Raw genomic sequence first — 24,730 nt, 5'->3', positions numbered from 1 at the left:
CTCAGTACTGGCCCACTACGGCCGTACGGGCCGAAGCATAGGGACCATAAACCTTGGACGTATCGACCTTCTGATCATAGAGCGCGACGGTTGCGGTGAGCATGCCCGTGATCATTGCCATCCAGAGCACGTTAATCATCGTAATCTTGCCGGGCATCTTCGGTCCTTCCTGGCGCGCTTGTCGCATCTATGTATCGGTTGAATGAACGCATCCGTCTAAAATTGGTTCCGCCGGATGTTGAGGGGGGATTTACCAAGCTCGATCTGAAGCGACTTTGAATGTCTCGTTCATCTGGCGTTCAGATTCGAGGCGCGGTTTTGGCGCAGTCGGCCCTGCATGGCGCGCACGATCGCAGCATGTTCGGCAAGTTCAGGCCGCACCCAGTTCATCTCGTAGCGCTCGGCGAAATAGCTGTAGGCCATCTCGGCGGCGAGAGAGAAAACAACGGCAAGTGCAATGAGCACGATCAGCATGAACCTGGTCTTTCCGGGAGCGCCTGATGCCGGAATGGCATCGGCCGACTTGATTGTTGGAGTTAAGCAGGTTGCGTCTGAAACGGGCTTGAACGGCACATTCATCCATCGTTCAGCCGGCGAAATCACTTGCGGCCAAATGACTTGCGGCAAGGCGGCATCCATGACAAAAGGCGTCAAACCAACGGCTAGGTCAGATGACGACAGCTTTTTATCCGGGGTCCTTCGACCCGATCACCAACGGACATGTGGATGTGCTGGTCCAGGCGCTTAATGTCGCCGAGAAGGTCATCGTCGCGATCGGCATCCATCCCGGCAAGGCGCCGCTCTTCTCCTTCGAGGAGAGAGCCGAGCTGATCCGCCTTTCGCTGGCGCAGGCGCTGCCCGGCAAGGCCGGTGACATCGAAGTCGTCGCCTTCGACAATCTGGTCGTCGATGCCGCCCGCGCCCATGGGGCAACGCTTCTGATCCGCGGTCTTCGCGATGGAACCGACCTCGATTACGAAATGCAGATGGCTGGCATGAACAGGACGATGGCGCCCGATATCCAGACCATCTTTTTGCCTGCCGGCACGGCGTCGCGGCCCATTACCGCCACATTGGTCCGCCAGATCGCCGCCATGGGCGGCGATGTCAGCGCCTTCGTGCCGGCCGCCGTCCTCCAAGCCCTCACATCCAAGCGCCCAAACTAGCAAGCGTTAAGACCAGGCGGATAACGCCGCAACGGAGCTCACATGAAACTCTTTTATCTCGCATTTGCCGGCGTGCTCTATCTCGCCTCCTTCGCGGGGGATGCGCTGGCCCAGTCGGCCGATCATTATCTGACCATCCAGCTGAAGAACGGCCCCGTCGTCATCCAGTTGATGCCCGATGTGGCGCCGAAGCATGTCGCGCAGATCGAGGCGCTGGCTAAGAAGGGCGAATATGACAACGTCGCCTTCCACCGCGTCATCGACGGCTTCATGGCCCAGACCGGCGACGTCAAATACGGCAACATGGAAAAGGGCTTCGACGCGAGCCTCGCTGGCACCGGCTCGTCCGACCTGCCCGACATTCCCGCCGAATTTTCGAAGACGCCCTTCGTGCGCGGCACGGTCGGGATGGCCCGCTCGCAGGATCCGAATTCCGCCAATTCGCAGTTCTTCATCATGTTCGCCGACGGTTCCTTCCTCAACGGTCAGTATACCGTCGTCGGCAAGGTCGTCTCCGGCATGGAGAACGTCGACAAGATCAAGCGCGGCGAAGGCCAGAACGGCGAAGTCAAGAATCCCGACAGGATGGTCAAGGTCACCCTGGGCAAGAAGTAAGTTACGAGAGAAACAAGAGGAGAAGACAATGGCCGAGATCAAGGATCCCGAAAACACCATCATTCTGGAAACCACCAAGGGCAAGGTTGTCATTCAGCTTCTGCCGCAGGTCGCCCCGGAGCATGTCGCCCGCATCAAGGAACTCGCCCGCGAGAAGGCCTATGATGGCGTCGTCTTCCACCGCGTCATCCAGGATTTCATGGCCCAGACGGGCGATGTCGAATATGGCAAGAAGGGTTCGGAAACCTTCAATCCCGGCCGGGCCGGCATGGGCGGCTCCTCCAAGCCGGACTTGAAGGCTGAATTTTCCGCGACCTCGCATGTTCGCGGCACCTGCTCGATGGCGCGTTCGCAGAACCCGAATTCGGCCAACTCGCAGTTCTTCATCTGCTTCACCGACGCCCCGTGGCTGAACAAGCAATATTCCGTCTGGGGCCAGGTCATCGAAGGCATGGACAACGTCGACAAGATCAAGCGCGGCGAGCCGGTTTCCGATCCGGATTCGATCGTCTCGATGCGGGTTGCCGCCGACGTCTGATTGTGATTTCTGCTGAAACCCGCCCTTGCGCGAGAGCGCGGGGCGGGTTTCGCTTTGCCCGGAAGTGCCCTTATGCGCGTAGACCTTTTCGATTTCGACCTGCCGGATGAACGCATCGCGCTACGGCCCGCCGAGCCGCGCGATAGCGCGCGCCTGCTCGTCGTCAATCCCCATGCTGAAAGCGTGCCCGATGCGGAAAGCACGCTCTCGGATCATCATGTTTACGATCTGCCGTCGTTTCTGCGCGCCGGTGACGCGCTCGTGTTCAACGATACCAAGGTCATTCCCGCCCAGCTCGAAGGAATCCGCCATCGCGACAGCGCCGGCGGCCAGCAGGTGTCGGCGACGCTGCACATGCGCATCGGCCCCAGTCGCTGGAAGGCCTTTGCCAAGCCAGGCAAACGCATCAAGGAGGGCGACCGCATCGCCTTCGGCCATTCCGGTGAAAGCTGCTTCCTCGGTTCGCTCGATGCCACCGTCGAGGAAAAGGGCGAGGCGGGCGAAGTGACGCTCGCCTTCGATCTCACAGGTCCGGCGCTCGACGAGGCGATCGCCGCCGTCGGCCATATCCCGCTGCCGCCCTATATCGCCGCCAAGCGCCCCGAGGACGAGCGCGACCGCGCCGACTACCAGACGATCTATGCCCGCGAGGAGGGCGCCGTCGCCGCCCCCACCGCCGGCCTGCATTTCACGCCCGATCTATTTGCAGCGCTGGATAAGGCCGGCATCGAACGCCATTTCGTCACGCTGCATGTCGGTGCCGGCACCTTCCTGCCCGTGAAGGCCGACGATACCGACGATCACAAGATGCATCTCGAAAGCGGCTATGTCAGCGCCGAGGCCGCCGCACGGCTGAACGCCGTAAAGGCGAGGGGCGGGCGTATCATCTGCGTTGGTACGACTTCGCTGCGGTTAATCGAGAGTGCCGCGGGAGAGAGCGGCGAAATCAAAGCCTGGGCCGGCGCCACCGGCATCTTCATTACGCCCGGCTACCGCTTCAAGGCGGTCGATATCCTAATGACCAATTTTCACCTGCCTCGCTCGACGCTCTTCATGTTGGTTTCGGCCTTCGCCGGTTTCGAGACCATGCACGCGGCCTATGAACACGCCATTTCGACAGGCTACCGCTTCTATTCCTACGGCGATGCGAGCCTTCTTTTCCGGAAAGACCGATGACGACTGAGAACTTCCAGTTCACCCTGAAAAAGACCGATGGCGGTGCGCGTCTCGGCGAGGTTTCCATGCCGCGCGGCGTAATCCGCACGCCGGCATTCATGCCGGTCGGCACCGTCGGCACGGTCAAGGCCATGTATCTCGACCAGGTGCGCCAGACCGGCGCGGACATCATCCTCGGCAATACCTATCACTTGATGCTGCGCCCGACCGCCGAACGCGTCGCCCGCCTCGGCGGTCTGCACAAGCTCATCCGCTGGGAGCATCCGATCCTGACGGATTCCGGCGGCTTCCAGGTCATGTCGCTCTCCGGCCTGCGCAAGCTCGACGAGCAGGGCGTCACCTTCAAATCGCATGTCGACGGCAGCCTGCATCATATGTCGCCGGAGCGTTCCATCGAAATCCAGGGGCTGCTCGGCTCCGATATCCAGATGCAGCTCGACGAATGCGTGGCGCTGCCGGCCGAGCCGAAGGAGATCGAGCGCGCCATGGAAATGTCGCTGCGCTGGGCCGAACGCTGCCGGGTCGCCTTCGGCGAGCAGCCTGGGAAGGCGATGTTCGGCATCGTCCAGGGCGGCGATATCCCGGCACTGCGCGTCCGCTCCGCCGAGGAGCTCACCAAGCTCGATCTCAAGGGCTACGCCGTCGGCGGTCTTGCGGTCGGCGAACCGCAGGAGGTGATGCTGAGCATGCTCAAGGAAACGCTTCCCGTCCTGCCTCTGGAAAAGCCGCGTTACCTCATGGGCGTCGGCACGCCCGACGATATCCTGAAATCGGTCGCCCGCGGCATCGACATGTTCGATTGCGTCATGCCGACCCGTTCCGGCCGCCATGGCCTGGCCTTTACCCGCCGCGGCAAGGTCAATATCCGCAATGCGCGCCACGCGGAGGATATGCGCCCGCTCGACGAGCAGTCGAACTGCCCGGCCTCGCGCGATTATTCACGCGCCTATCTGCACCATCTCGTCCGCTCCAACGAAGCGCTCGGCGGCATGCTGCTCTCCTGGCACAATCTCGCCTATTACCAGGAACTGATGCAGGGCATCCGCAAGGCGATCGACGAGGGCCGCTTCGCCGATTTCATGGTGGAGACGATGGAGGAATGGGCGAGGGGCGATCTCGAGCCGGTCTAAGCGCCGCCTGCGTTGCCGGTCGTGGGCGCCGTAGACGCCGGATTCTGTGAAAGAATCATTTTGATCTTTTTGCGTATCGGCTCATCGAAGCGAACGGCGGCGATGGCGGCCACAACGAAAATCGCGATAACGACAACCATGCCGGCTGCCGGAGAAGCAGGAAGATCGTAGCCCTTTTGTCGCAGGGTCTGAAGCAGGCTGAAGATCGGCCCGTGCAGGATATAAATCGGATAGGAAAGCCTCCCCAGCCACCGAAACATTAGTTCGACGAGGCCGGTCTGTGTCGTGCGCATCGCGATCCAGACGATTGCCGGGAAGACTACGAGGCATATTAAAAAATCAAAATACGGGAAACCAAAGAACGTGGTGGCTGGTATGTTTGTGATGAGGATCAGGCAACCACAGAGAAGAAGGCCGATGATGTTGCCGTTATCAGCAGTATTCGGTTTCCGCAGCTCATATAGCCTGTAAAGGCAGATCCCGAGCGAGAATGAGAACAGAACTCTTGAAAAGCCAAAGATGAAGTAGGCTGGCTGGAAACCGATGTCGAGATTTCCTGCCGACAATGTTCCATACATGGCCGCGCCAGCCGCCGCCAGCGAGATGGTGAGCAAACTTCTCAGTGACAGTCGTATCAGAAGAACGGAGAACAGTACGCCGACCCAGAGCTCGAAGAAGAGCGACCAGCTAGGTCCATTGAAAGGAAAAAGACTCCCGAAACTCGAGCTTGGAATGAATAGGATCCCCTTCAGGAGAAGTCCCGCCAAGGTGGGATAGTCCAACCCGATCTGAACTGCATAGCTCACAAGGCCAATCGGAAGCGAAAGAAGATAAAGAGGATAAAGTCGTATGATACGTTGCAACAGAAATCCTGCAGGCGAGATATTCCCCATTGTCAGTCGCTTCTCATACGAATTTGCAAGAACGACACCGCTTAAAAGAAAGAAAAGGTCGACGGCAAGGTAACTGATATTCGGCTGTATCGGGCCAAGTGCGCCCTCCGTATGCCGGAAGATGATCATAATGGCCGCAACTCCGCGCAACGCCTCAAGAGCTGTGAAAAATTGCTTGCCGGTGTTCACCACAATAGTCCTCCGCTAGCGCTTTTCTACTCTGGGAGGATTTCAAAATTGTTAGTGCAAGGAATCTGTGTGGTTGTCCGGCTTTCCTCAAAGGGGGAAGCGGGGATCAAATACCCTTACTGTCCGCATCCGGTATGATCTGCACGCCGTTGATCCGATAGCTGCCGTCCGGCTGGCGGGTGATCTGGTAGATCGCGGTCCAGTCTTTTCCGTCGCGGCCTGAAATCAGCACTTCGTGATAGATCAGTGCGCCGTTGTCGATGGAGCGGCTACGGCCGAAGGCGTAGTTGCCGGGATGATAGACCGGCTCGTAGCTCTTCTTCACCATGGCGAAGAACAGGTTCTTGTCCGGATACATCGCCTTGATGCCTGGGGCGGCGAAGGAATAGGCGGTTTCGGCATCGTCCTTGAGGAAGGCCTTGATCTGCTCCTCGATCATCGTCCGCGTCGTATCGATCGGATCTTCGGCGTGGGCCGATACAGAGGAGAGGATGGACGCGGCACACAGAATGAAAACTGCGAAAAAGGCGCGCATGGATTGATCTCCGGCTCCATCGGGGAATGATCCCTGATGGAGCAGAAGTGTAGGCCAATTTCCGCGCAAGAAAAGCGGACTTTACGACCAGCGCCGGAAGAGGGCGCTGGCGTTTACTCCGCCGAAGCCGAAACCGTTGGTGATGGCATAGTCCATGGTGAGTGGCCGCGCTGTCTTGCCGACGATATCGATGCCGTCGGCGTCGGGATCGGCCTCTTCCAGATTGCGGGTCGGCGGCGCGATCTGATCGCGCAGCGCCAGAATGGTGAAGATCGCCTCCAGCCCGCCGGCAGCCCCGAGCAGATGGCCGGTCGCCGACTTCGTCGCGCTGACGGCAATGCCGCCGTTGCGGCCGAAAACCGTGCCGATTGCCGCGATCTCACCCCTGTCACCGACCGGTGTCGAGGTCGCATGCGCGTTCAGGTGCTTGACCTCGGAAGCGGCGACCTTTGCCTGCCTGAGTGCTGCCTCCATGGCGCGTCGGGCGCCGTCGCCGTCTTCGGGGCCTGATGTCATGTGATAGGCATCCGCCGCCGTGCCGTAGCCGACGAGTTCGGCGATCGGTGTCGCGCCGCGGGCAAGCGCATGCTCCAGCGTTTCGATGACCAGGATGCCGGCGCCTTCGCCCATCACGAAACCGTCGCGCGCCGTGTCGAAGGGCCGCGACGCAAGCTCCGGGGTCTCGTTGAAGCCGGTGGAAAGGGCGCGTGCAGCGGCAAAGCCGCCGAGGCTCACCTTGTCGATGCAGGCCTCGGCCCCGCCGCAGATCGCCACGTCGGCTTCACCGGAGCGGATCAGCCGCGCCGCATCGCCGATCGCCTGGACGCTTGCCGCGCAAGCCGTCACCGGTGCGCCGAGCGGCCCCTTGAAGCCGTAGCGGATGCTGACCTGGCCGGCGGCAAGGTTGACGAGGAAGGAGGGTACGGTGAAGGGCGACAGCCGCCGCACGCCGCGCGTCTCGCCGATGCGCACCGCCTCGGCAATGGCGGGAAAGCCGCCGACGCCGGAGGCGATGATCGTCGCCGTGCGCTCGCGCGCGCTTTGGTCGGTGGGCATCCAGCCGGCCTGCTTTACCGCTTCCTCCGTTGCCGCCATGGCGAACTGGATGAAGCGGTCCATCTTTTTCTGGTCCTTGGGCGTGATGTATCGGTCCGGATCGAAACCGGCCTGCGCATCTTCGGCAATACCGGGAACGACACCGCCGACCTTGGCCGAAAGCTCGCCGACGACATCCTCCGCCAGCAGCCTCAGACCCGAGGCGCCTTCAATAAGGCGCTTCCAGGCGGGCCCGACGCCGGTGCCGAGTGGCGAGACAAGTCCCATGCCGGTGACAACAATGCGATCCATTTGATTCTCCTCTATGCGTCGATGCCGAGATACCAGGCGCGCATGCGGGCGATCCGCTCACGCACTTCGTCGTCGGCGGCGGGACCAACCAGCAGGCTGGTATTTTCGGGTGTCACTTCTTCGCCGGTTCTGGCATCGATCAGCACGGTTTCGCGTGTCTTCCCGGAAGCGGCGTCGCCAAGCAGAAAGGCGAGATCCTCCTCCGGAATGTGCCGGCTTCCCCAGGAAAACAGCGCCATGAGCACGGGGAAGAAATCGCGGCCCTTTGCAGTCAGCACATATTCATAGCGGGCAGGGCGCTGATGGTAGAGGCGCCGTTCGAACAGCCCTTCATCGGTCAAATGTTTCAACCGGCGCGTCAGGATATTCGGCGCCACGCCGAGGCTCTTCTGAAATTCGTCGAAGCGCGACAGGCCCTGGAAAGCGTCACGCAGAATCAGAATGCTCCACCAGTCGCCGACGCTCTCGAGCGCACGCGCCGCCGGGCATTTGAAGTGACTGAAGCTCGTCCGTTGCATGATGATAGTCACTATAGCAGTGACTATCATCATGCAAGTAACTATCGCGCACCGGCCTCAAAGATCCGGGCGAGCAGGATTCCGGTGACGAGCATGCCGGCCGCAACGAAGACGGTGTCGCCTGGCGTTCCGATATAAAGTGGTCCGATATTGGCAAAGAGCAGGAAGGCGATGAAGAAGTTCGCCCAACCCCAGATGACATTTGCCGTTGGCGACGCGGTCTTTGCCGGCGGCGCGAAGGGAAACCGGAAAGACCGGCCGCAGACGCCGTTGACGAAATGCGGAACGCCGTTGGTCAAAAACGCGGCGGCAATGAAATGGGCGATATAGGCGATCCAGGGCAAGGGTTTCTCCTAAGCGGCACGAGGCAGTGTCGACGGGAGAATGTGGCCTGGAACTTCATGCCGGCAAGAGAGCGCGCAAGACGGGCTTGGTCAGGCAGCCCGCGATCGGCTTGTCATCTGCCTCACGCGAAGCCGAGCGGCAGGTTTTCCAGTTTCCTGTCGGCGCCGTAGTCGCGTTCATGCGGCGACCGGCGACGGCCCTCGCGGCGGATGGAAAGATCGATCCGGTTTTCGGCAAAAATTCCATCGGCATAGGTGCCGGTGTCATGGCTATCGGCGTCGATCTTCGAGGCAAGGATTTTCAGGAACATCGGACTTCCTCCGCGGCGCATCATCAACAGTCGGACAGGCTGCTGGGTTCCATTTATAAATCCTGAATTATTAATAAATTAACCATAAGCGCCATCGAAGAGGCATTTCGGCGCGATCGCCGCCACGGCGGCAAGAGGCTCCGGTGGAACTCCGAACCGTCCTCACCGTTGATGTCGGTGAGCACAGGAGGTTTCCATGCAATTGATCGACACCCGAGTAACACAGGCCGGCGCCTTCTTTGCCGTCGAATTTCTGGGCGAGGGAGGAGAATCGATTTCCGTCAGGATCGACAACTCCAATGGCGAACTCGATGAGAAAACAGCGGTGGATCACGCCAAGGTCATGATGGTTCAGCTGACGGCCTTTACGGGTCCAGGCGCCGACGGCAGCGTCAACCGCTATGATGCCTTGAGCAACGGCAACTTCGACGAGGGCAGCCAGGGTCTGATCGGCCAGCCCAGCGCACGTTCGAGCGGAGATAAGGAAACGCTGGAAGACGAACTCGAGGAGGGGCTGGAGGATACATTTCCAGCGAGCGACCCTGTTTCGGCAACGGTTTCATCCATCCCCGCCAATGCCCCACGGCGCTGACGAACGGATGGCAGGTTAACCCGTATGACAGTTTGATGTCGAAACTGAAAAACAGCTGAAAACTGTCAGTACCTGATTGACATGGGAGCCTTCTAGAGAGGGCCCGAGAAGGAGGCGTGCATGCAGCGCTTCCAAGGTCTCGGAGGCGTGCCCCATGAAAATCATCCAGATCACCGACACCCATTTCAGCCCGAACAAGCCGCATTTCAACGGCAACTGGGCGCCGCTCCTGACCTGGATCGAGACGACCGGCGCGGACCTGATCGTTCATACCGGTGATCTCACCGTCGACGGCGCCAACAAGGACGAAGATATTACTTTCTCGATGGACCTGATGCGTCAGGTGTCGATCCCGATGCTGATCGTCCCCGGCAATCACGATGTCGGCCACTTCCAAGACTCCGGTCAACCTGTCAATGCCGAGCGGCTCGCGCGCTGGCGCAGCCTTGCCGGAGACGACCGCTGGCTGGAGGATGCGGCCGGCTGGCGCTTCATCGGGTTGAACTCGCTGCTCATGGGCCACGAGGATGACGAAGAAGCGGCCCAGTTCGCGTGGCTGGACAAGGCGCTCTCACAAAGAGCAGGGCGGCGCGTGGCGCTTTTTGCGCACAAACCCCTGTTCGTCGACGCTCCGGATGAAGGCGATACCGGATATTGGAGCGTTCGTCCCGCCCAGCGCCGGCGGCTCTATGATCTGATCGCGGCCCATGACGTCGCGCTTTTCGGCAGCGGCCACCTTCACTGGGCCTGGCAGGGGCGCTTCGGCAATACGGAGCTGACATGGGGTCCGTCCGCTGCCTTCGTCATCGACAAGATGGAGAGGGAAATGCCGGGCGACCGGCTGATCGGTGCTGTCGTCCATGAGTTCGGTACGTCGGTCGAAAGCACGATCGTCGCTGTTCCCGGCATGACCGCGCATGTGCTCGACGATGTCGTGCATGAGGTCTATCCCCAGGCGGTCAAGCAGCGGGAGCCGGTCGAATGAGCGCGCTCTCGCTTCGCGGCATCACCAAGGCATTCGGCGGCAACCAGATCCTCAATGGCGTCAGTCTCGATGTCGGGGCGGGCGAGTTCATCGCTCTGGTCGGGCCTTCCGGCTGCGGCAAGAGCACGCTGCTGCGCGTCCTTGCCGGCCTCGACCATGCCGATAGCGGCGAGATCCTGATCGGCGGGAAAGACATGTCCGGCGTGGCGGCCTCCGACCGCAACATCGCCATGGTTTTTCAATCCTACGCGCTCTATCCGCATCTGACGGCTTCGCAGAATATCGCCGTGCCGCTGGCGATGCGCCGGCTGTCGACCATGCAGCGGCTGCCTTTCATCGGATCGCTGCTGCCAGGCCAGCGGGCCATTCGTGCGGCGATCACTCGCGACGTCAAGGAAATGGCGAAATCGCTGAAAATCGATCACCTTCTCGACCGCAAGCCCGGCCAGATGTCGGGCGGCCAGCGTCAGCGCGTGGCGCTCGCCCGCGCCATGGTCCGCCGGCCGAGCATCTTCCTGATGGACGAACCGCTGTCCAACCTCGACGCGAATCTGCGTGTCCATGCCCGCGGAGAAATCGTCGAATTGCATCGCCGCGCCGGCGTGCCGACGCTCTATGTCACCCATGACCAGGCCGAAGCGCTGTCGATGGCCGATCGCGTCGCCGTGATGATGGGCGGGCGGCTGCTGCAGATCGCCAGCCCTGAAGTCATCTACGACGATCCCGCCCATATCGAGGTCGCCCGCTTCATCGGTCAACCGCGCATCAACCTGCTGCCCGTCGAAGCGCAGGGCGGGATGGTTGCCTTTGGCGACCTGCGCCTGACCCTTGAAAATCCGACCACAGCCAAGATGCCGGTCATGCTCGCCATTCGCCCGGAGTTCGTATCCATCGAGAGAACCGGCCAAGGCGGCCTTGCAGCCCGGATCGAGCGTGTCGAGTTCCTGGGCTCGGAGGTCATCCTCTATTGCCGCCTCGACGCGATCGGCGAGACCGTGGTCGCCAAGGTTCAGCCGCCCGAAGCCGCCGGCCTCGCAGCCGGCGATCCCATTGGGCTGCGGCTTTCGGCAGGCCGGACAATGGCTTTCGCCGAGGATGGCAATCGGCTTGCCGCTCGCGCGGAAGGCGGCAGCGGTCTCGCCGCAGGCGATATCAGGCGGGAGAGGGCGCATGGCTAGTGTCGTTTCCGTCGGCCTGTCGGCCAATCCCGCCATCGCGCATCGGCGCAGCGAAGCCCGCATCGCCTGGATGCTGGTGCTGCCGGCACTCGTCCTGCTCTTCCTCTTCGTGCTTTTGCCGGTCGCGGCTGTCATCTTCCTCGGTTTTACCGATTTCGAACTCGGCTACGGCAAGTTCCGCTTCGTCGGTTTCGAGAATTATGCCCATCTGATCACCGACCGCACGTTCCGCAAGTCGCTGTGGAATACGACGATGTATACCGCGATCGTTGCACCGGTCTCGATCCTTCTGGGCCTCGGCGTCGCCATGCTGATCGAGAGCGAGACGGCGGCGCGCAGCTTCTTCCGCACCGCCTACTTCCTGCCGGTCGCCTCGCTGATCGTCGCCATGGCGACCGTCTGGCAATATATGTTCCACCCCACTATCGGGCCGATCAATGCGCTTCTGGCATTGGCGGGCCTGCCTGGGCCGAACTGGCTGGGCAGCTCCGGCACGGTGCTCTACAGCCTGTCGATCATCGGCATCTGGCAATCGGCCGGATTCAACATGGTGCTGTTCCTGGCCGGGCTGACGGCGATCCCGCGCGAGCTTTACGCCGCAGCCGAAGTCGACGGCGCCAGATCCTCTCTCGACCGCTTCCTGCTGGTGACCTGGCCAATGCTCGGACCGACGACGCTCTTCGTCATCACCATCAGCATCACCAATGCGGTGAAGGTCTTCGAGACGGTCAAGACGCTGACGGAGGGCGGCCCGAACAAGGCGTCGGAAGTGCTGCTGTTCACGATCTACCAGGAGGGCTTCGTCTACCTGCGCGTCGGCTACGCCTCGGCGATGACCGTGGTCTTCCTGTTGATCCTCGTGGTGCTGATGTCCCTGCAATACCGCATTCTCGATCGCCGAGTGCATTACACATGACGAGCGCTTTTTCCCTTGGCAGGATCATCCGCGTGACGCTGCTTTCGCTGGGCGCAATCATCTTCCTTTCGCCCTACGTCTTCATGATTTCGGCGGCGGGCAAGGCACAGAGCGATATCTTCACCTCCTCGCTGTCGCTGATCCCCGCCCATTTCACCTATGCGGAAAATGTCGCCAAGGCCCTGAGCCGGGTGCCGATGGCGCGGCTTCTGTGGAACGGCGTCGTCGTTTGCGGGCTGATCTTCTTCTTTCAGGTTCTGGTGGCGATCCCTTGCGCCTATGCCATGGCGAAACTGCGCTTCGCCGCCGCCCGCGCCATGATGGTGCTTGTCATGCTCGGCCTTCTCGTGCCGATCCATGCGACCGCGCTGCCGCTCTACGTCGCTTTCGACCGCGCCTCGCTGCTCAACGGCTACGTCGCCCTCGTGGCGCCCTTTACCATTTCGGTCTTCGCGATCTTCATGTTCCTGCAGTTCTTCCGCGCCATGCCGGACGATCTCATCCATGCCGCCCGTCTCGACGGCATGTCGGAGCTCAGCATCGTCGCCCGGGTCATCGTGCCGAATGCCTGGCCTGCCGTCACCGCCTTCGCCATCTTCTCGGTCGTCGCCCATTGGAACGATCTCTACTGGCCGCTGATCGTCATCAGCAAGCAGGACTATGCCACGCCGCCGCTCGGGCTGATGTATTTCCGCGCCGCCGAGGCCGGCGATGATTACGGCGCGCTGATGGCCGCGACCCTCATCATTACCCTTCCCCTCGTTGCCGCCTTCCTGCTTGCGCAGAAGCGTTTCGTCGAGGGCATCACCATGACCGGTCTCAAAGGCTGACCGGCTTCAACCAGGAGAACGAGCGATGAAACATATCACCCAGCTTCTCGCCGCAGCGGCCGTCTCGATGGCAATCGCGCTTCCCGCGCATGCCGAGACGACGCTGACGGTTCATTACCCGATGCCGGGTTTCTTCAAAGACGTGATGGACACGATCTCGAAGAAGTTCATGGCGGAAAATCCCGACATCAAGATCCAGTTCGCCAGCCCCTCGGCGACCTATGAGGAAGGCATCCAGACGATCCTTCGCCAGGCCGGCACCAGCGAAACGCCCGACATCACCTTCATCGGCCTGAACCGCCTGCGCATGCTCGACGAACGCGATGTCGCCGTCGACCTCGGCCCGCTCGTCAAGAAAGACGGCAACATGGCCGAGCAGGGCTTCTCCGACACGATCCTCAAGCTCGCCCAGGTCAAGGGCAAGCAGGTCGGCCTCGCTTTCGCGACGTCCAATCCGATCATGTATTACAACGCCGATCTCGTGAAGGCGGCCGGCGGCGATCCCGACAATCCGCCGAAGACCTGGGATGAGGTCATCGCGCTCGGCGGCAAGATCCAGGCACTCGGCAATGGCGTCGACGGCATCGATTTCCGCTGGCAGGGCGACGACTGGATGTTTTCCGCGTTGCTCTTCGGCGCCGGCGGCAAAATGCTGAGCGACGACGAAAGCAAGGTTGCCTTCAACGGTCCGGAAGGTCAGAAGGCCGTCGAGGTCCTGCATCGCCTCGTCACCGAAGGCGGCATGCCGGTCTTCACCAAGCCCGCCGGCGAACAGGCCTTCGCAGCCGGCAAGGTCGGTTTCGACTTCCAGACGACGGGTGCGCTGCGCAACACGATCAAGAATGTCGGCAACAAGTTCGATCTGCGCACCGCCAAGATCCCGCTGATCGATCCGGTGAACGGCCGTCTTCCCACCGGCGGCAACGCCGTCGTCATCCTGACGCATGATGCCGCCAAGCAGGACGCCGCCTGGAAGTTCGCCAAGTTCGCGGCCGGCCCTTACGGCGCTTCCGTCGTCGTGCCCGGCACCGGCTATGTGCCGAACAACGAGCTTGCCTCCAAGTCGCCCGAATATCTCGGCGATTTCTACAAGCAGAACCCGCTGTTCCAGGCTGGCCTCAGCCAGATGCCGGTCATGATCCCCTGGTATGCCTTCCCCGGCTCCAACGGCGTCAAGGTTACCCAGACCATCGTCGACAATCTCTCGCGTATCGTCGATCAGTCGGCGGAACCGAAGGAGGCGCTCGACGACGCGGCCGCCGATGTCGAAGGCATGCTGCCGCGCAGCTGATAATCCTCGTCCGGACGAGGGCATGACCGCCATGCCGAGCGCGTGGCGGTCTTTTCTTTTCAAGGCTTTTCAGATGGCGCGCACCGTGCCGCCGCGGCGCAGCGTATAGGCGACATCGAGATGGCGGGCAGGGGCGGCATTCTCCGCCATGTCGAGGAGCAGCGAAGCGGCCGTCGCACCCATGCTGGCATCCGGCATTTCGATCGTCGTCAGCGGCGGATCGATCAGCCGGCCGATGGCGATGCCGTCGAAGCCGGCGACCGAAACATCCCCGGGCACTGAAAGCCCCTCGCGTTTCAATGCGCCGATGACGCCGAGCGCCAGCAAATCGTTGGAGGCGATAATCGCCGTCGGCGAAAGCGAGGTCATCACAGCACTGAGATCGAGTTGGTCATAACCGCCGACGAACGGGATCTGCACGGCATCGAGCGGTTGCAGCCCGCTTTCCGCCATGGCCTCGAGATAACCCTTGTAGCGAAGGCACGCACGGTCGGAAGCGGCGAAATTGCCGGAAAGAAAGAGGATACGGCGATGGCCCATGCCGATCAGGAAAGTTGTGATCTCACGCCCTGCGCCGCGATTGTCGGCGGTGACGGCCGCCGGAAACTGCGCTGTCGGCAGGTTGTGGAGGAGCACGGTCGGCGGCAGCCGGGCCAGCAGTGCCTTGCTGGTCGATGGATCGCAGACCGTGAGGATCAGTCCGGTTGGCCGGTCGTTGAGGAGTGCCGCAACGGCATCGGCTTCGCGCGCCGGATCGTAGTTCGACTGGGCGATCAGCACGCCGTGGCCGGCCACCAGCATGCGGTTCTGGATGCTTGACAGCGACGAGGCAAAGACCGGGTTGGTGATGCTCGGGATCAGCACGCCGACCACTGGCCGCCGTCCGAGCCGGCCGGCGGCGTGATAGCCGAGTTCGGCGGCGGCTCGGCGCACCTTGCGCACCATCAGATCGCTGGCGGGTCCGTTGCGGTTGAGAACGCGGCTTGCGGTCGCCAGCGAACAGCCTGCTCTGAAAGCGACCTGCTCCAATGTCGCCATCGAAAACGTCTCCTTGATAGCAGCAAGGCGCAATCCCTTAGGTGTTTTCGATGACAGTGATCTGACAGCTCGTATGATACGCGGTTAAGGGCGGCGCTTGACCACGCGCATATTCATCAGCGAGCGGACGGTGAAGTCGTGGGTTTCGTAAAGCGAAATCGCCGATCTGTTTGCCGCGTAGGCGTGCAGGTAGGCAGTATCGCCGCTTGATGCGATCTCGCCGGCGACGAAGCGGAAGAGCAAGGTGCCGAGGCCGCGTCCCTGGAAATCGGGATGGGTGCAGAGCCCGCTGAGCTCGATGAAACCTGTCTGTCGCATCCGCTGCCCCGCCATCGCCACGAGACGGCCTTCGCTTCTGATCCCCCAGAAGCTGCCAAGGCTCTGGGCTCTTAAGGTGAACGGACCGGGTTTGGTCAATGTCGCCAAGGCCAGCATGTCGGCGGCATCGGCCTCCGTCAGCGGCTGAATGCGGGAATCCGAAATCCGCTCATGGAGCCGCGCAGCAACCATCTGGACGACCGATGCCTCCGTGGTGACCACAAGGCCCGGCGGTATTGCGATCGGCCCGGCCTCGACGAGAAACATGCTTTCATCAGGAGAGGGTAGGTTCTCCAAGGCTTCGAGGCTCTCCGGCGCGTCGTCGGCGGAGGCGGCGAAGGGGACGATTGAAGGTGGATACCGCCGCGCGTGACCGTTGCCTTCGGCAAGATCGGCATGTCCGGTTTCCAGTGCACTCCAGATTGGCCGGTCGAGAATATGCCCCATCATACTTCCTCCTTGGCCGCGCCGCGAAGCTTGAGCGGCGCCTCTACAAGCCGGTCCTCGATGGCTGCGAGCTGTTCAAGGATCGGGCCATCGAGATTGTTGCAGAGATCCGCAACGGCGGCCGTGACACGCGGCCAGACCGATCTCTTGGCATAATCGACCAGTTCCTGTCCCTTCTCGGTCAGCGAGACCAGCCTGCGGCGCTGATCATCCGGTGCCGGTTGCATATCGATGAAGCCGAGTTCGAGAAGCTGGCCTGTGGTACGGGTTGCGCCGGGCTGGGTGATGCCCACCGCCTGCGCAAGTTCGCCGATCGTCAGCGGCCCGGCGCGGTCGATCGCGGCGAGAAACGGAAACTGGCCCGCCTGGATGCCGAGACCGGCTGCGTCGATGATCTGCTGCGTATCGGCCTGCAGCTTTTCGCCGATCCGCCGCAGCCGGCTGCCCATGCACAGAAATCCGAGCGCCCGGACTACATCCTCGACCATGCAGATCCTCCATTCGATTGCTTGTTATATAACAGCTTATATATGGAGGGGCAATTCTTTGCAGGGCCGGAGCCAGGAGCAGGGTGGGGTGCGGCAAATGCCCTGATCAGGGCCGCCGTCTCCGAAGCACCAGCAAAACCGCCAACACAAAGCTGAGCAGGCCGAGGAAGGAGGGCAGGCCTTGATGCCCGATTGCCTGCATCGCCAGTCCCGCCGCGGGTGAGCCGACGATGCCGCCGATGCCCCATGCAAAAGCGAAAGCCGCGTTGCCGGCGATGAGCATCTGACCGGTGAAGCGTTCGCCGAGCTGGATCAACGACAGTGTGTAGATCCCGAAAGAAACGCCGCCCCAAATAAAAATCAGCGGCCAGACGAGCCATGTGTCGAAAGTGAGCGGCAGTAGAAGGCAGCAGTTCAGGCAAACCAGGACGCAGACCAGCATGGTCCGCGTCGAGCCCTATTGTTCGGCAATGCGCCCGAGGAGGATCTGCAGCATGGCATTGCCGGCGATGAAACAGGTGATGAGCGAAGCAATGCGTCCCTCGGCGCTGCCGAGAGCCGCACCATAGACCGCAAACAGCGAAAGCAGGATCTGCTCGAAGGCGGCGGCAGTGAAGACCGCAAACAGCAGGAGCGGCGCCTGCCTGAAGAAGCCGCCGACGGATGCTGCTTCGCCTTCCCAAGGCATATCCGGCAGGCGCCGGGAGACCGCGAGCACGACCAGGCCGCAGAGAAGGAATGCGGCAATGCCGATCAGAAAGGGCGGCCAACCCTCGGTGCCGACAAGGCGGAGCGACAGCGGACCGAGCGCGAAGCCCGCGGAAACGATCGATGAATAGAGGCCCATGATGCGGCCCCGACGTGGCGCCGGTGTGATGGAGATCAGCCAGGTTTCGCTGACCACATAAAGTGGATTGGCAAAGAAACCGAGCAGGAGGCGCAGCGGTATCCAGATCAGGGCGTCCCTTGTGCAGGCAATCGCGACCAGGGCGAGGGCGGCGAGCATTGAACAGGCGATCGCCAGCCGCGCGCCGCCCAGGCGCCGCGAAAGCATCGGAATGAACGGTGCGGACAGGATGAAACCCAGCGGCGTCATCGCTGCCGATACGCCGATCAGGCTTGATGCCGTTCCCTGCCGCTCCAGGATGAAACTGAGCAACGGATAGGTCAGCCCCTGGGCAACGGCGAACACCGTCACGGTGGCGATGATCCCGGCCATGGCAGCCCATGCGATCCGTTCCTCTCTCGGTGATGTCATGCTTGCGGCAGTCATGCTGATATCCTCGGGATGCTAGGAGGGCAGAGCCTTCGACCTGCAGGAGTATGGATTTTGCCGGAGACAGGGGCTGGCGTAATTAAGCGCTCCCAAAAAGTTCTCAAAAACTTCCAAACGGACTATAGATCCCCTTTATGCAGGGATCGCATTTTGCCTTTGGTCCGTTCGTGCTTGATCCGGATGCGGGGACGCTTCTTCGGCACGATGAGCCCGTTGCCGTCGGCCATCGCGGCATAAAGTTGCTCGCGGCGCTTGTCGAACGGCCTGGTGAAATTCTCGGCAAAGCGGAGCTGATGGATGCGGCTTGGCCGGGCATGGCGGTCGAGGAAGGCAATCTCACCGTCCAGATTGCGCAGCTGCGCAAACTGCTTGGTCCTGCCGTCGGCGGCGGCGACTGGATCACCACGGTTCCGCGCATCGGCTACCGCTTTACGGGCGCCACACATCAACACGCCGGCGCAAAGCGAAAAACTCTGCCGCTGCCGGACAAGCCGTCGATCGCCGTGCTGCCCTTCCTGAATATCAGCAATGATCCGGAGCAGGGATCTTTCGCGGACGGGCTGACGGAGGACCTGATCACCGATCTCTCCAGAGTGCCGGGTCTTTTCGTCATCGCCCGCAATTCGGCCTTTGCCTACAAGGGAAAGGCGATGGATGTGCGCGGGATCGCCGGGGAGCTTGGCGTGCGCTACCTGCTGGAAGGCAGTGCAAGACGCGCCGCAGGGCGCGTCCGCATCAACGCCCAGCTGGTCGACGCGGTGAGCGGCGATCATCTGTGGGCCGAACGCTTCGATCGCAGCCTGGACGATATCTTCGCCGTTCAAGACGAGGTGACGGCCAAGATCGTCGAGGCCTTGCTCGGCCGGCTGCGCGCACCGCCGCCGCGCAAACGGCCGAAAAGCCTCGAAGCCTACGATCTCTGCGTTCGGGCGCGCAAGCTGATGGATGATGCCCCGCAGGCCGCGCAGGAAGCGCATCTGATGCTGACGCGGGCGATTTCCCTGGACCCCGATTATGCCGAGGCCTATCGCTGGCTTGCCATGAACCACTGGCTGGGATGGGTCCATAGCGGCGGACCGACGGATGCAATCCGACGCCTTGCGCTGGAATTGGCACGCAAGGCGGTGGCGATGGACCCCAACGACGCCGGCTGCCGCTGGGTTCTGGCCTACTTGCTTGCCTATGAGCGCAGCTTCGCCGAGGCGGATGCGGAATTCGCCCGGGCGCTCGACCTTGATCCGAACGAGGCCGATACCTTCGCGGCACTATCCGACATCACGGTCTTGGCCGGACGGGTCGAGGAGGCGCTTGAGCATATTCGCAAGGCTTTCCGGCTGAACCCGTTTCCGGCACGCTGGTACTATCTGACCCTCGGCCAGGCGCAATATGCCGCCGGGCAATACGAAGCCGCGGTCGAAACGCTTCGCAGCGAAGAGACCTATCACACGAGCTCACGCCGCTTCCTGGCGGCAAGCCTCGCCCAACTCGGCCGGCTCGATGAAGCGCGCGCCGAGGCCGAGTTGTTCCTTGTCGCCAATCCGCAATTTTCGACGCGTCATTGGGCTGAGACGGAGCCATTCCGCGACGCCCGCACGCTCGACCATTTTGTCGATGGCTATCGCAAAGCCGGTCTTCCGGAATAGAATTCCGAGAGCGGCCCAGCAAACGGTCGTCAGTGCCAGACCGCCATGTTCGACGCTGCCGACATCACCTCCCGAGGGGCGGGGGCGCCGAACATGTGGCGGCCTCCGTCGTCGACTTCGGTGAAGGACCACCGCACGACTCCATCGCGGTCAAGCAGGAATTCACCAACGAGCTGTCCTTCGCCGGTGGCGATCATCTGCTTGTCATCCTCGGTGAATTCATAGCCGTCCGCCCTATCGAGGTATTCCACCGCCGCCATCAGGTCCATGGGTGCTGGAAGCTCGCCGGGCATGTCGATGCGCGTCGACATCATCGTGCTCCTGCTGACTTTACGCGGCCAGTCATTCTCGGTCTCGGTCATCTGAAGCATCGGCAGGCCGAAGGCCCTGTGCGATACCCGTTCCGGGTCTGAGGCCGCCAGCAGATTGGGAAGTGGGTGGTAGCGGAAATAGAGGCGGGCGCGTTCGATAGGCGTATTGACGACGGTCAGGCTGTCGATGCCTTTCTCCTGCAACGCATCGGTAAGTTCGGCCATGGCGGCGATCTGCCGGCGGCAGAAGGGGCAATGCAATCCGCGGAACAGGCCGACGAAGACCGGCTTCTGGCCGCGGAAATCGTCGATGGCGATCTTGCCCTGGCGGGTGATCGCATCCAGCACCACGTTCGGCGCGCGATCTCCAGGCTGTAGTGGTCTATCGGCGTGGTTCTCCTGCATTGTTCGTTCCTCCCTTTATCTGTCTGAATCGCTTGATCTAATCGATGTCGAGCGAACCTCGCGGCGCGGGTGCTCAATCGAGAAACGGCAAGACGACGAGTGTGCCGGGATCGAGGTTGTGGCGCATGCACACATCCTGTGCCAGCGTGAAATACCGTTCCGCCTCGTCCATATCGTCATGTTCGAGGCTCAGCGTCGCCAAGCCATCATAACACGGAAAGAGCAGTTGCGGCTCGTCAATTTCCTTCGCAACCTCAAGGGCTTCCTCGTAATACTTACGAGCTAGCTTCGGCTGCCCGTGGCATTGATGAATCTGCCCGAGGACGATCAGCGGTACGGAGAGATGGTCGCGCTGATCGAGCGCCCGGTCGATCTCGGCGGCCTTCTCCGCTGCCGGCACGCCCTCGGCGGCGCAGCGGTCGGTGAAGGTGCAGCAGGAAACCGCCAGATTGGCGAGAAGGCGCGCCTGGAAGCCGAGATCGCCAATACGGGTGGCAACCTCCAGTCCGCGCCGGCAGATCCTGATGGCGGTGGCCGGGTCGACGATCGTGTAGAGCACGCCGAGATTGGAGTAGGCGCGGCAGGCAGCACTTTGCAAATCGGCCTTTTCGGCGACGGAAAGGCTGCGCTCCACCTCCTGCACCGCCTCCCGGCGGCGTCCAAGCCGCGCAAAGGCAGCGCCCTTGGTGTTCAGCGCCTCCGCCATTGCCCGCGCGGTCTCCCGCCCGGCCTCGGTCGTTGCGTCGATCGGCAACGTTTGTAAGCATTGCAGCGCCTGCGTCGCCCATTCGGCGGCTGCGGCCTGATCCCCCATGCGGAAGGCCAGATGGCCGCGCTCCTGCAGGACATGTGCACGCTCGACCGGCGCATCGATCGTTGCGATCATCGCTTCGGCCTCGGCGCAATGCGTCTCCGCCTGATCGCGGCGGCCTGCATCGAGGTGCAAGCGGCCGATCTTGCGCAATATCCTTGCCGCGGCGATCGGATCGTCCTTGCTGCGGTGGATCGTCAGCGCGCGCTGATAGTGGTTCAGCGCGGCCTCGCGCAGGCCGGCGGGGCCGCAGAGATCGGCAAGACGCTCGAGCAGCGCCAATTGCTCCGGGGGCGTCTTCGCCTCGTCCGCGAAGGCTGCAAGCGCCTGACGGTAGAGGCGCATTGCATCGTCATTGGCGTAGGCCTTGCGCGCCAGATCGCCGGCCGCCATCAGATAGGCCGCCCCCTTGGCCTTTTCGGTGGTCAGGCTGAAGTGGTGGCCGAGCTGCGCCAGATGCTCGGGCCGGTCGGGCGCCTCACCATATTGACGCTCCAGAACCTGGCCGACCCGCCGATGAAGCTCCATGCGCCGCTGCTGCAGGAGATTGTGGTAGATGACGTCGTGCATCAGCGTCTGGCTGAAGCGATAGCCCCGTGACTGACCGGCACTGGGACCGCGGAGTTCCTCGACGATGTTGGCATCGCAGAGATAATCCAGTGCGGCGTCGATGGCGGCCGGATCGGTTGCGACGGTGCGGAGCAGGGCGGTATCGAACTTGGGGCCGACGACCGCCGCCTCCTGAGCCAACCGTCTTATCTCCTGCGGCAGACGATCGACGCGGGCCAGCAGCAGGGCGTGCAGATTGACCGGAATATCGACATCCGTGTCCTCGGCGGCAACATGCCAGCGCTGGCCGTCATTGCGCAGCGTGCCCATGTCGATCAGTCCTCGAAGGAATTCTTCGATGAAAAGCGGATTGCCGCCGGCGCGCTCAAGGATGCGCCTGCGCATGGCCACGGGCAGCTTGCTATGGCTTTCGCCGAAAAATGCGGTAAGCAGCTTCTGCCCGTCGGCCGCTGCGAGCGGGCCGAGACGTTGTACGGTGACGCTGACGCGATCGGAATTCAGCGGGTCGGTTTGCGATGTCGGCCGGTAGATCGCCAGCAGCATCAGCCGGCTGCGTTCCAGCCGGTCCATCATGAAGCGAAGCACTTCCAGCGAGGCGGCGTCTGCCCAATGCAGATCCTCGATGACGAGCAGCAAAGGGCCTTGCGCTAGCCGCCGCTCGAAGACGGTGCGAACAGCATAGAAGATCTGCCGCCGCAACTGCTCCGGCTCGATGTACCGCAGCGTGCCATCGGGATCGCCGAGGCCGAGGACGTGCAGGAAGAGGGGCAAAAGTCCCTCGACGTCCTCCTGGGTGAGATCGAGCGCACGAAAGCCGGTCGCCAGCAATTGCCGCGTCCTGTCGGGATCGTCCCGCTCGCCGATGCCGTAGGCGCTGCGCACGACGGCCGCGAGCGTACCATAGGATTGTTCGCCGAGGGGGGAGCAGGTGGCTTTGCGGATGGCGAGGCCCGCAAAGCGGCCGGTATCGCCGGCGATCGTCACGAATTCGTTCGCCAGCCGCGATTTACCGATGCCCGCTTCGCCGATCAGGCGGACAAGCTGCGCCGCGCCGCCGCAGGCGAGATCGAGGCACGCGAGCAGCCGCGTGAGCTCCGCGTCCCGTCCGATCATCGGCGCTTGAAGGCCGAAACTTTCGAGCCCGCGGGCTCTATGCGGCGCTTCCAGCAACCCTGTCAGCCGATGGACGAGAACGTTTCCGCTTTTGCCGCGCAGCGTCTGCGCGCCGAGACTGTCGAAGGCAAAGGCATGGCGGGTGAGGCGATAGGTCAGCGGCCCGACGAGGATATCGTTTTCGCCGGCCATGGATTGCAGCCGCTGTGCGGTATTCACCGTGTCGCCGGTCACCGAGTAGGATTTTGTGCTGACCGCACCGAAGCCGCCGGTCACGACAGGGCCGCTGTTGACGCCGATATGCAGACGCAGCGGCACGCCGGCACGCGTATGCCAGCGATCGCCGACTTCGGTCGCCCGACGGATCATATCGAGGGCGGCACTCAGCGCCCGGACTGGATCGTCCTCATGGGCAACCGGCGCACCGAACAGCGCCAGCAGCGCATCGCCGACGAACTTGTCGACGAAGCCGCCATAAGCCTCGACCGCCTGCGTCATCTCTTCGAACAATTCGTTCTGCAGCACCCGCATGACCTCGGGATCGATCTGCTCGCTCAGCGTCGTGAAGCCGCAGAGATCGGCAAAAAGAACGGTCACCGGCCGCCGGTCGGCATCGCCGTCCGAACTGGACTGTATCGTGACAATGTTCGGCTTCGATACAGGTTGAACTTTGCCTGATATCGAAGCGCCGCATCTTGGGCAGAAAGCGAAATCGGGCTGGCAGGGGTAGCTGCAGGCGGCACAGGAGAGCGGTTGCCTTGCGCCGCACCGCGGACAGAAGGCAAAATCGCTCTGAATATCGAAACCGCAGCCGGCGCATTCCATCGGACGCGTCTCACGAAACCCGATGCGTTGCTCTATTTCAGCCGCAACCAATGGGCCTCAACGGCGACCAGCATGAACCTGCTGCTTCGCGCCCGCAAGCATTAAACGAGCGGCGGATCGAAGCCGGGGCTTGGATACCTCCTTTACCACTCCATCCAGGCAACTTCTCTTGCTTGTTACGGCCGCTTCGCGCGCGAGGAAACTACCTGCAGCTGCAATTGTGAGAAAAAGCAATCGCATGCGGAACAAGTCCATGCTTTCCGCGTTGTCGCTCTTCGGTGTTAAGAAGAGGAGGATTTCATGCCTACGTTCGCAGCGACGCAGGTGACGCCACCTGATGAACACGTCGTTACAGCCCGCGAGGCTCTCGAGCCGCTGTACGAAAAGCTGGAAATGCAGACGGAGTCGGCGCTTCTTGCCGCTGCCGTGGAGGCTGGGTGGCCTCCCGAAGAGGCGACGAAAGCCTTGGCGACCCTCAGGCTACACGATGCGCTGTCGACACTCGGGCGAACAGGCTGACCGCGCCATGGGTTGGGGAGACGAGGCGGTGAGGTGAGGGCGCTGCCCTTCGCCTCCGCTATCGAAAATCAGCAAGTGAGGGTGTATCGGAGCAGGGTGGTTCAGCGATCGGCCTGCCTCTGGAAGTCTCTTTCCTTCATCCCGCAAAATTCGATCAATTGTTCCGAGGTCATTGGCCGCGCCAGGGCGTAACCTTGCAGCAGATGGCAGCCAAGATCTTTCAGTATCCTTGCATGCTCCAACCCAAGCGCATCATGCCGTTTTTAAGGGTAAGGGATCAGGCCTCGTCTTGCAAATGTGTGAGGAAGACTTCGGCCGGCGTTCGATAGCCGAGGCACTTGCGAGGCTGATCGTTGAGCTGACGAGCGAGCTGGATCAGGTCCTGCTGCGAGACGGCCGTCAGGTCCGTCTC

The 24,730-nt window shown here is 62.0% G+C and carries 26 protein-coding genes and 2 pseudogenes; 13 read left to right on the top strand and 15 right to left on the bottom strand.

Annotation, left to right across the window (positions count from 1 at the left end; translation table 11 throughout):
- Position 1: 1 nt before the first annotated feature.
- Both ATY76_RS33630 and ATY76_RS06810 read right to left on the bottom strand, forming a co-directional pair.
- Positions 2 to 157 carry a hypothetical protein gene (locus ATY76_RS33630; RefSeq protein ID WP_164736368.1) on the bottom strand — a complete coding sequence of 52 codons (156 nt, stop codon included), beginning with the start codon at positions 155 to 157 and terminating at the stop codon, positions 2 to 4.
- A gap of 131 nt (positions 158 to 288) precedes the next feature.
- Positions 289 to 579 (bottom strand): hypothetical protein, encoded by a 291-nt coding sequence (locus tag ATY76_RS06810; RefSeq protein ID WP_088674189.1) that lies wholly within the window; start codon positions 577 to 579, stop codon positions 289 to 291.
- Between the two features lie 92 nt (positions 580 to 671).
- Here ATY76_RS06810 and coaD point away from each other — a divergent pair, with 92 nt between their 5' ends.
- The 5 genes from coaD to tgt all read left to right on the top strand — a co-directional run bounded on the left by coaD (position 672) and on the right by tgt (position 4,625).
- Positions 672 to 1,166 carry a pantetheine-phosphate adenylyltransferase gene (gene coaD / locus ATY76_RS06805; protein WP_088674023.1) on the top strand — a complete coding sequence of 165 codons (495 nt, stop codon included), beginning with the start codon at positions 672 to 674 and terminating at the stop codon, positions 1,164 to 1,166.
- Between the two features lie 42 nt (positions 1,167 to 1,208).
- A complete protein-coding gene (locus ATY76_RS06800; RefSeq protein ID WP_088674022.1) occupies positions 1,209 to 1,781 on the top strand; it encodes a peptidylprolyl isomerase in 573 nt (190 codons plus the stop codon).
- A 28-nt stretch (positions 1,782 to 1,809) separates the two neighbouring features.
- On the top strand, positions 1,810 to 2,319 hold the full coding sequence (locus tag ATY76_RS06795; RefSeq protein ID WP_010029525.1) for a peptidylprolyl isomerase: 510 nt from the start codon (positions 1,810 to 1,812) through the stop codon (positions 2,317 to 2,319).
- A gap of 72 nt (positions 2,320 to 2,391) precedes the next feature.
- On the top strand, positions 2,392 to 3,495 hold the full coding sequence (gene queA, locus ATY76_RS06790) for a tRNA preQ1(34) S-adenosylmethionine ribosyltransferase-isomerase QueA (protein ID WP_088674021.1): 1,104 nt from the start codon (positions 2,392 to 2,394) through the stop codon (positions 3,493 to 3,495).
- Positions 3,492 to 4,625 carry a tRNA guanosine(34) transglycosylase Tgt gene (gene tgt, locus ATY76_RS06785; RefSeq protein ID WP_088674020.1) on the top strand — a complete coding sequence of 378 codons (1,134 nt, stop codon included), beginning with the start codon at positions 3,492 to 3,494 and terminating at the stop codon, positions 4,623 to 4,625. Before queA ends, tgt begins: the two co-directional genes overlap by 4 nt.
- Here tgt and ATY76_RS06780 read toward each other — a convergent pair.
- From ATY76_RS06780 to ATY76_RS06755, 6 genes are all read right to left on the bottom strand, one after another.
- The gene (locus ATY76_RS06780) at positions 4,622 to 5,707 is read right to left on the bottom strand and encodes an acyltransferase (RefSeq protein WP_088674188.1); all 1,086 of its coding nucleotides are present in this window, start codon (positions 5,705 to 5,707) and stop codon (positions 4,622 to 4,624) included. The genes tgt and ATY76_RS06780 overlap by 4 nt on opposite strands.
- 106 nt (positions 5,708 to 5,813) lie before the next feature.
- Positions 5,814 to 6,242, bottom strand: a complete 429-nt coding sequence (locus tag ATY76_RS06775) for a DUF4864 domain-containing protein (protein ID WP_088674019.1) — start codon at positions 6,240 to 6,242, stop codon at positions 5,814 to 5,816.
- An 81-nt stretch (positions 6,243 to 6,323) separates the two neighbouring features.
- On the bottom strand, positions 6,324 to 7,589 hold the full coding sequence (gene fabF, locus ATY76_RS06770) for a beta-ketoacyl-ACP synthase II (RefSeq protein ID WP_088674018.1): 1,266 nt from the start codon (positions 7,587 to 7,589) through the stop codon (positions 6,324 to 6,326).
- A gap of 11 nt (positions 7,590 to 7,600) precedes the next feature.
- Positions 7,601 to 8,107, bottom strand: a complete 507-nt coding sequence (locus tag ATY76_RS06765) for a helix-turn-helix domain-containing protein (protein WP_088674017.1) — start codon at positions 8,105 to 8,107, stop codon at positions 7,601 to 7,603.
- 41 nt (positions 8,108 to 8,148) lie between these two features.
- Positions 8,149 to 8,451, bottom strand: a complete 303-nt coding sequence (locus tag ATY76_RS06760) for a hypothetical protein (RefSeq protein WP_088674016.1) — start codon at positions 8,449 to 8,451, stop codon at positions 8,149 to 8,151.
- 122 nt (positions 8,452 to 8,573) lie between these two features.
- Positions 8,574 to 8,762 (bottom strand): hypothetical protein, encoded by a 189-nt coding sequence (locus ATY76_RS06755; protein ID WP_088674015.1) that lies wholly within the window; start codon positions 8,760 to 8,762, stop codon positions 8,574 to 8,576.
- 196 nt (positions 8,763 to 8,958) lie between these two features.
- Between ATY76_RS06755 and ATY76_RS06750 the strand changes: the two genes are divergently transcribed.
- The 6 genes from ATY76_RS06750 (at position 8,959) to ATY76_RS06725 (ending at position 14,554) form a co-directional block, all read left to right on the top strand.
- Positions 8,959 to 9,354, top strand: coding sequence for a hypothetical protein (locus tag ATY76_RS06750; protein WP_088674014.1), 396 nt, complete (start codon positions 8,959 to 8,961; stop codon positions 9,352 to 9,354).
- 154 nt (positions 9,355 to 9,508) lie between these two features.
- Positions 9,509 to 10,339, top strand: a complete 831-nt coding sequence (locus ATY76_RS06745) for a metallophosphoesterase (protein ID WP_088674013.1) — start codon at positions 9,509 to 9,511, stop codon at positions 10,337 to 10,339.
- Complete coding sequence (locus tag ATY76_RS06740) at positions 10,336 to 11,517, top strand: ABC transporter ATP-binding protein (protein ID WP_088674012.1); 1,182 nt, start codon at positions 10,336 to 10,338, stop codon at positions 11,515 to 11,517. Before ATY76_RS06745 ends, ATY76_RS06740 begins: the two co-directional genes overlap by 4 nt.
- Positions 11,510 to 12,433: a sugar ABC transporter permease gene (locus tag ATY76_RS06735; protein WP_088674011.1), complete on the top strand. Its 924-nt coding sequence runs from the start codon at positions 11,510 to 11,512 to the stop codon at positions 12,431 to 12,433. Before ATY76_RS06740 ends, ATY76_RS06735 begins: the two co-directional genes overlap by 8 nt.
- Positions 12,430 to 13,263 carry a carbohydrate ABC transporter permease gene (locus tag ATY76_RS06730; protein ID WP_088674010.1) on the top strand — a complete coding sequence of 278 codons (834 nt, stop codon included), beginning with the start codon at positions 12,430 to 12,432 and terminating at the stop codon, positions 13,261 to 13,263. The genes ATY76_RS06735 and ATY76_RS06730 overlap by 4 nt, the downstream gene beginning before the upstream one ends.
- Positions 13,264 to 13,288: 25 nt before the next feature.
- Positions 13,289 to 14,554 (top strand): ABC transporter substrate-binding protein, encoded by a 1,266-nt coding sequence (locus tag ATY76_RS06725; RefSeq protein WP_088674009.1) that lies wholly within the window; start codon positions 13,289 to 13,291, stop codon positions 14,552 to 14,554.
- 69 nt (positions 14,555 to 14,623) lie between these two features.
- Here the strand turns inward: ATY76_RS06725 and ATY76_RS06720 are convergent, their stop codons facing one another.
- The 4 genes and pseudogenes from ATY76_RS06720 to ATY76_RS06705 all read right to left on the bottom strand — a co-directional run bounded on the left by ATY76_RS06720 (position 14,624) and on the right by ATY76_RS06705 (position 18,118).
- On the bottom strand, positions 14,624 to 15,592 hold the full coding sequence (locus tag ATY76_RS06720; RefSeq protein ID WP_088674187.1) for a substrate-binding domain-containing protein: 969 nt from the start codon (positions 15,590 to 15,592) through the stop codon (positions 14,624 to 14,626).
- A gap of 84 nt (positions 15,593 to 15,676) precedes the next feature.
- Positions 15,677 to 16,357 carry a GNAT family N-acetyltransferase gene (locus tag ATY76_RS06715; protein WP_088674008.1) on the bottom strand — a complete coding sequence of 227 codons (681 nt, stop codon included), beginning with the start codon at positions 16,355 to 16,357 and terminating at the stop codon, positions 15,677 to 15,679.
- The gene (locus tag ATY76_RS06710; protein ID WP_088674007.1) at positions 16,357 to 16,845 is read right to left on the bottom strand and encodes a MarR family transcriptional regulator; all 489 of its coding nucleotides are present in this window, start codon (positions 16,843 to 16,845) and stop codon (positions 16,357 to 16,359) included. Before ATY76_RS06710 ends, ATY76_RS06715 begins: the two co-directional genes overlap by 1 nt.
- A gap of 106 nt (positions 16,846 to 16,951) precedes the next feature.
- Positions 16,952 to 18,118, bottom strand: a pseudogene (locus tag ATY76_RS06705) (MFS transporter).
- Positions 18,119 to 18,255: 137 nt separating this feature from the next.
- Here ATY76_RS06705 and ATY76_RS06700 point away from each other — a divergent pair.
- On the top strand, positions 18,256 to 19,764 hold the full coding sequence (locus tag ATY76_RS06700) for a winged helix-turn-helix domain-containing tetratricopeptide repeat protein (protein WP_088674006.1): 1,509 nt from the start codon (positions 18,256 to 18,258) through the stop codon (positions 19,762 to 19,764).
- A 29-nt stretch (positions 19,765 to 19,793) separates the two neighbouring features.
- Here the strand turns inward: ATY76_RS06700 and ATY76_RS06695 are convergent, their stop codons facing one another.
- Both ATY76_RS06695 and ATY76_RS06690 read right to left on the bottom strand, forming a co-directional pair.
- Positions 19,794 to 20,480, bottom strand: coding sequence for a peroxiredoxin-like family protein (locus ATY76_RS06695; RefSeq protein ID WP_088674005.1), 687 nt, complete (start codon positions 20,478 to 20,480; stop codon positions 19,794 to 19,796).
- A gap of 73 nt (positions 20,481 to 20,553) precedes the next feature.
- Entirely contained in the window at positions 20,554 to 23,799 is a 3,246-nt protein-coding gene (locus tag ATY76_RS06690; protein ID WP_088674004.1) for an adenylate/guanylate cyclase domain-containing protein, read from the bottom strand.
- A gap of 300 nt (positions 23,800 to 24,099) precedes the next feature.
- On the opposite strand from ATY76_RS06690, the gene ATY76_RS06685 reads away from it, so the two are divergent.
- Positions 24,100 to 24,318: a hypothetical protein gene (locus ATY76_RS06685; protein WP_088674003.1), complete on the top strand. Its 219-nt coding sequence runs from the start codon at positions 24,100 to 24,102 to the stop codon at positions 24,316 to 24,318.
- Between the two features lie 277 nt (positions 24,319 to 24,595).
- Here ATY76_RS06685 and ATY76_RS34075 read toward each other — a convergent pair.
- Positions 24,596 to 24,730, bottom strand: a pseudogene (locus ATY76_RS34075) (IS30 family transposase); the annotation flags it as partial.

Origin of the sequence: Rhizobium sp. R339, from assembly GCF_002211395.1 — a bacterium.
Taxonomy (GTDB): Bacteria; Pseudomonadota; Alphaproteobacteria; order Rhizobiales; family Rhizobiaceae; genus Rhizobium.
This window is presented reverse-complemented; position numbering and strand designations above follow the sequence as displayed.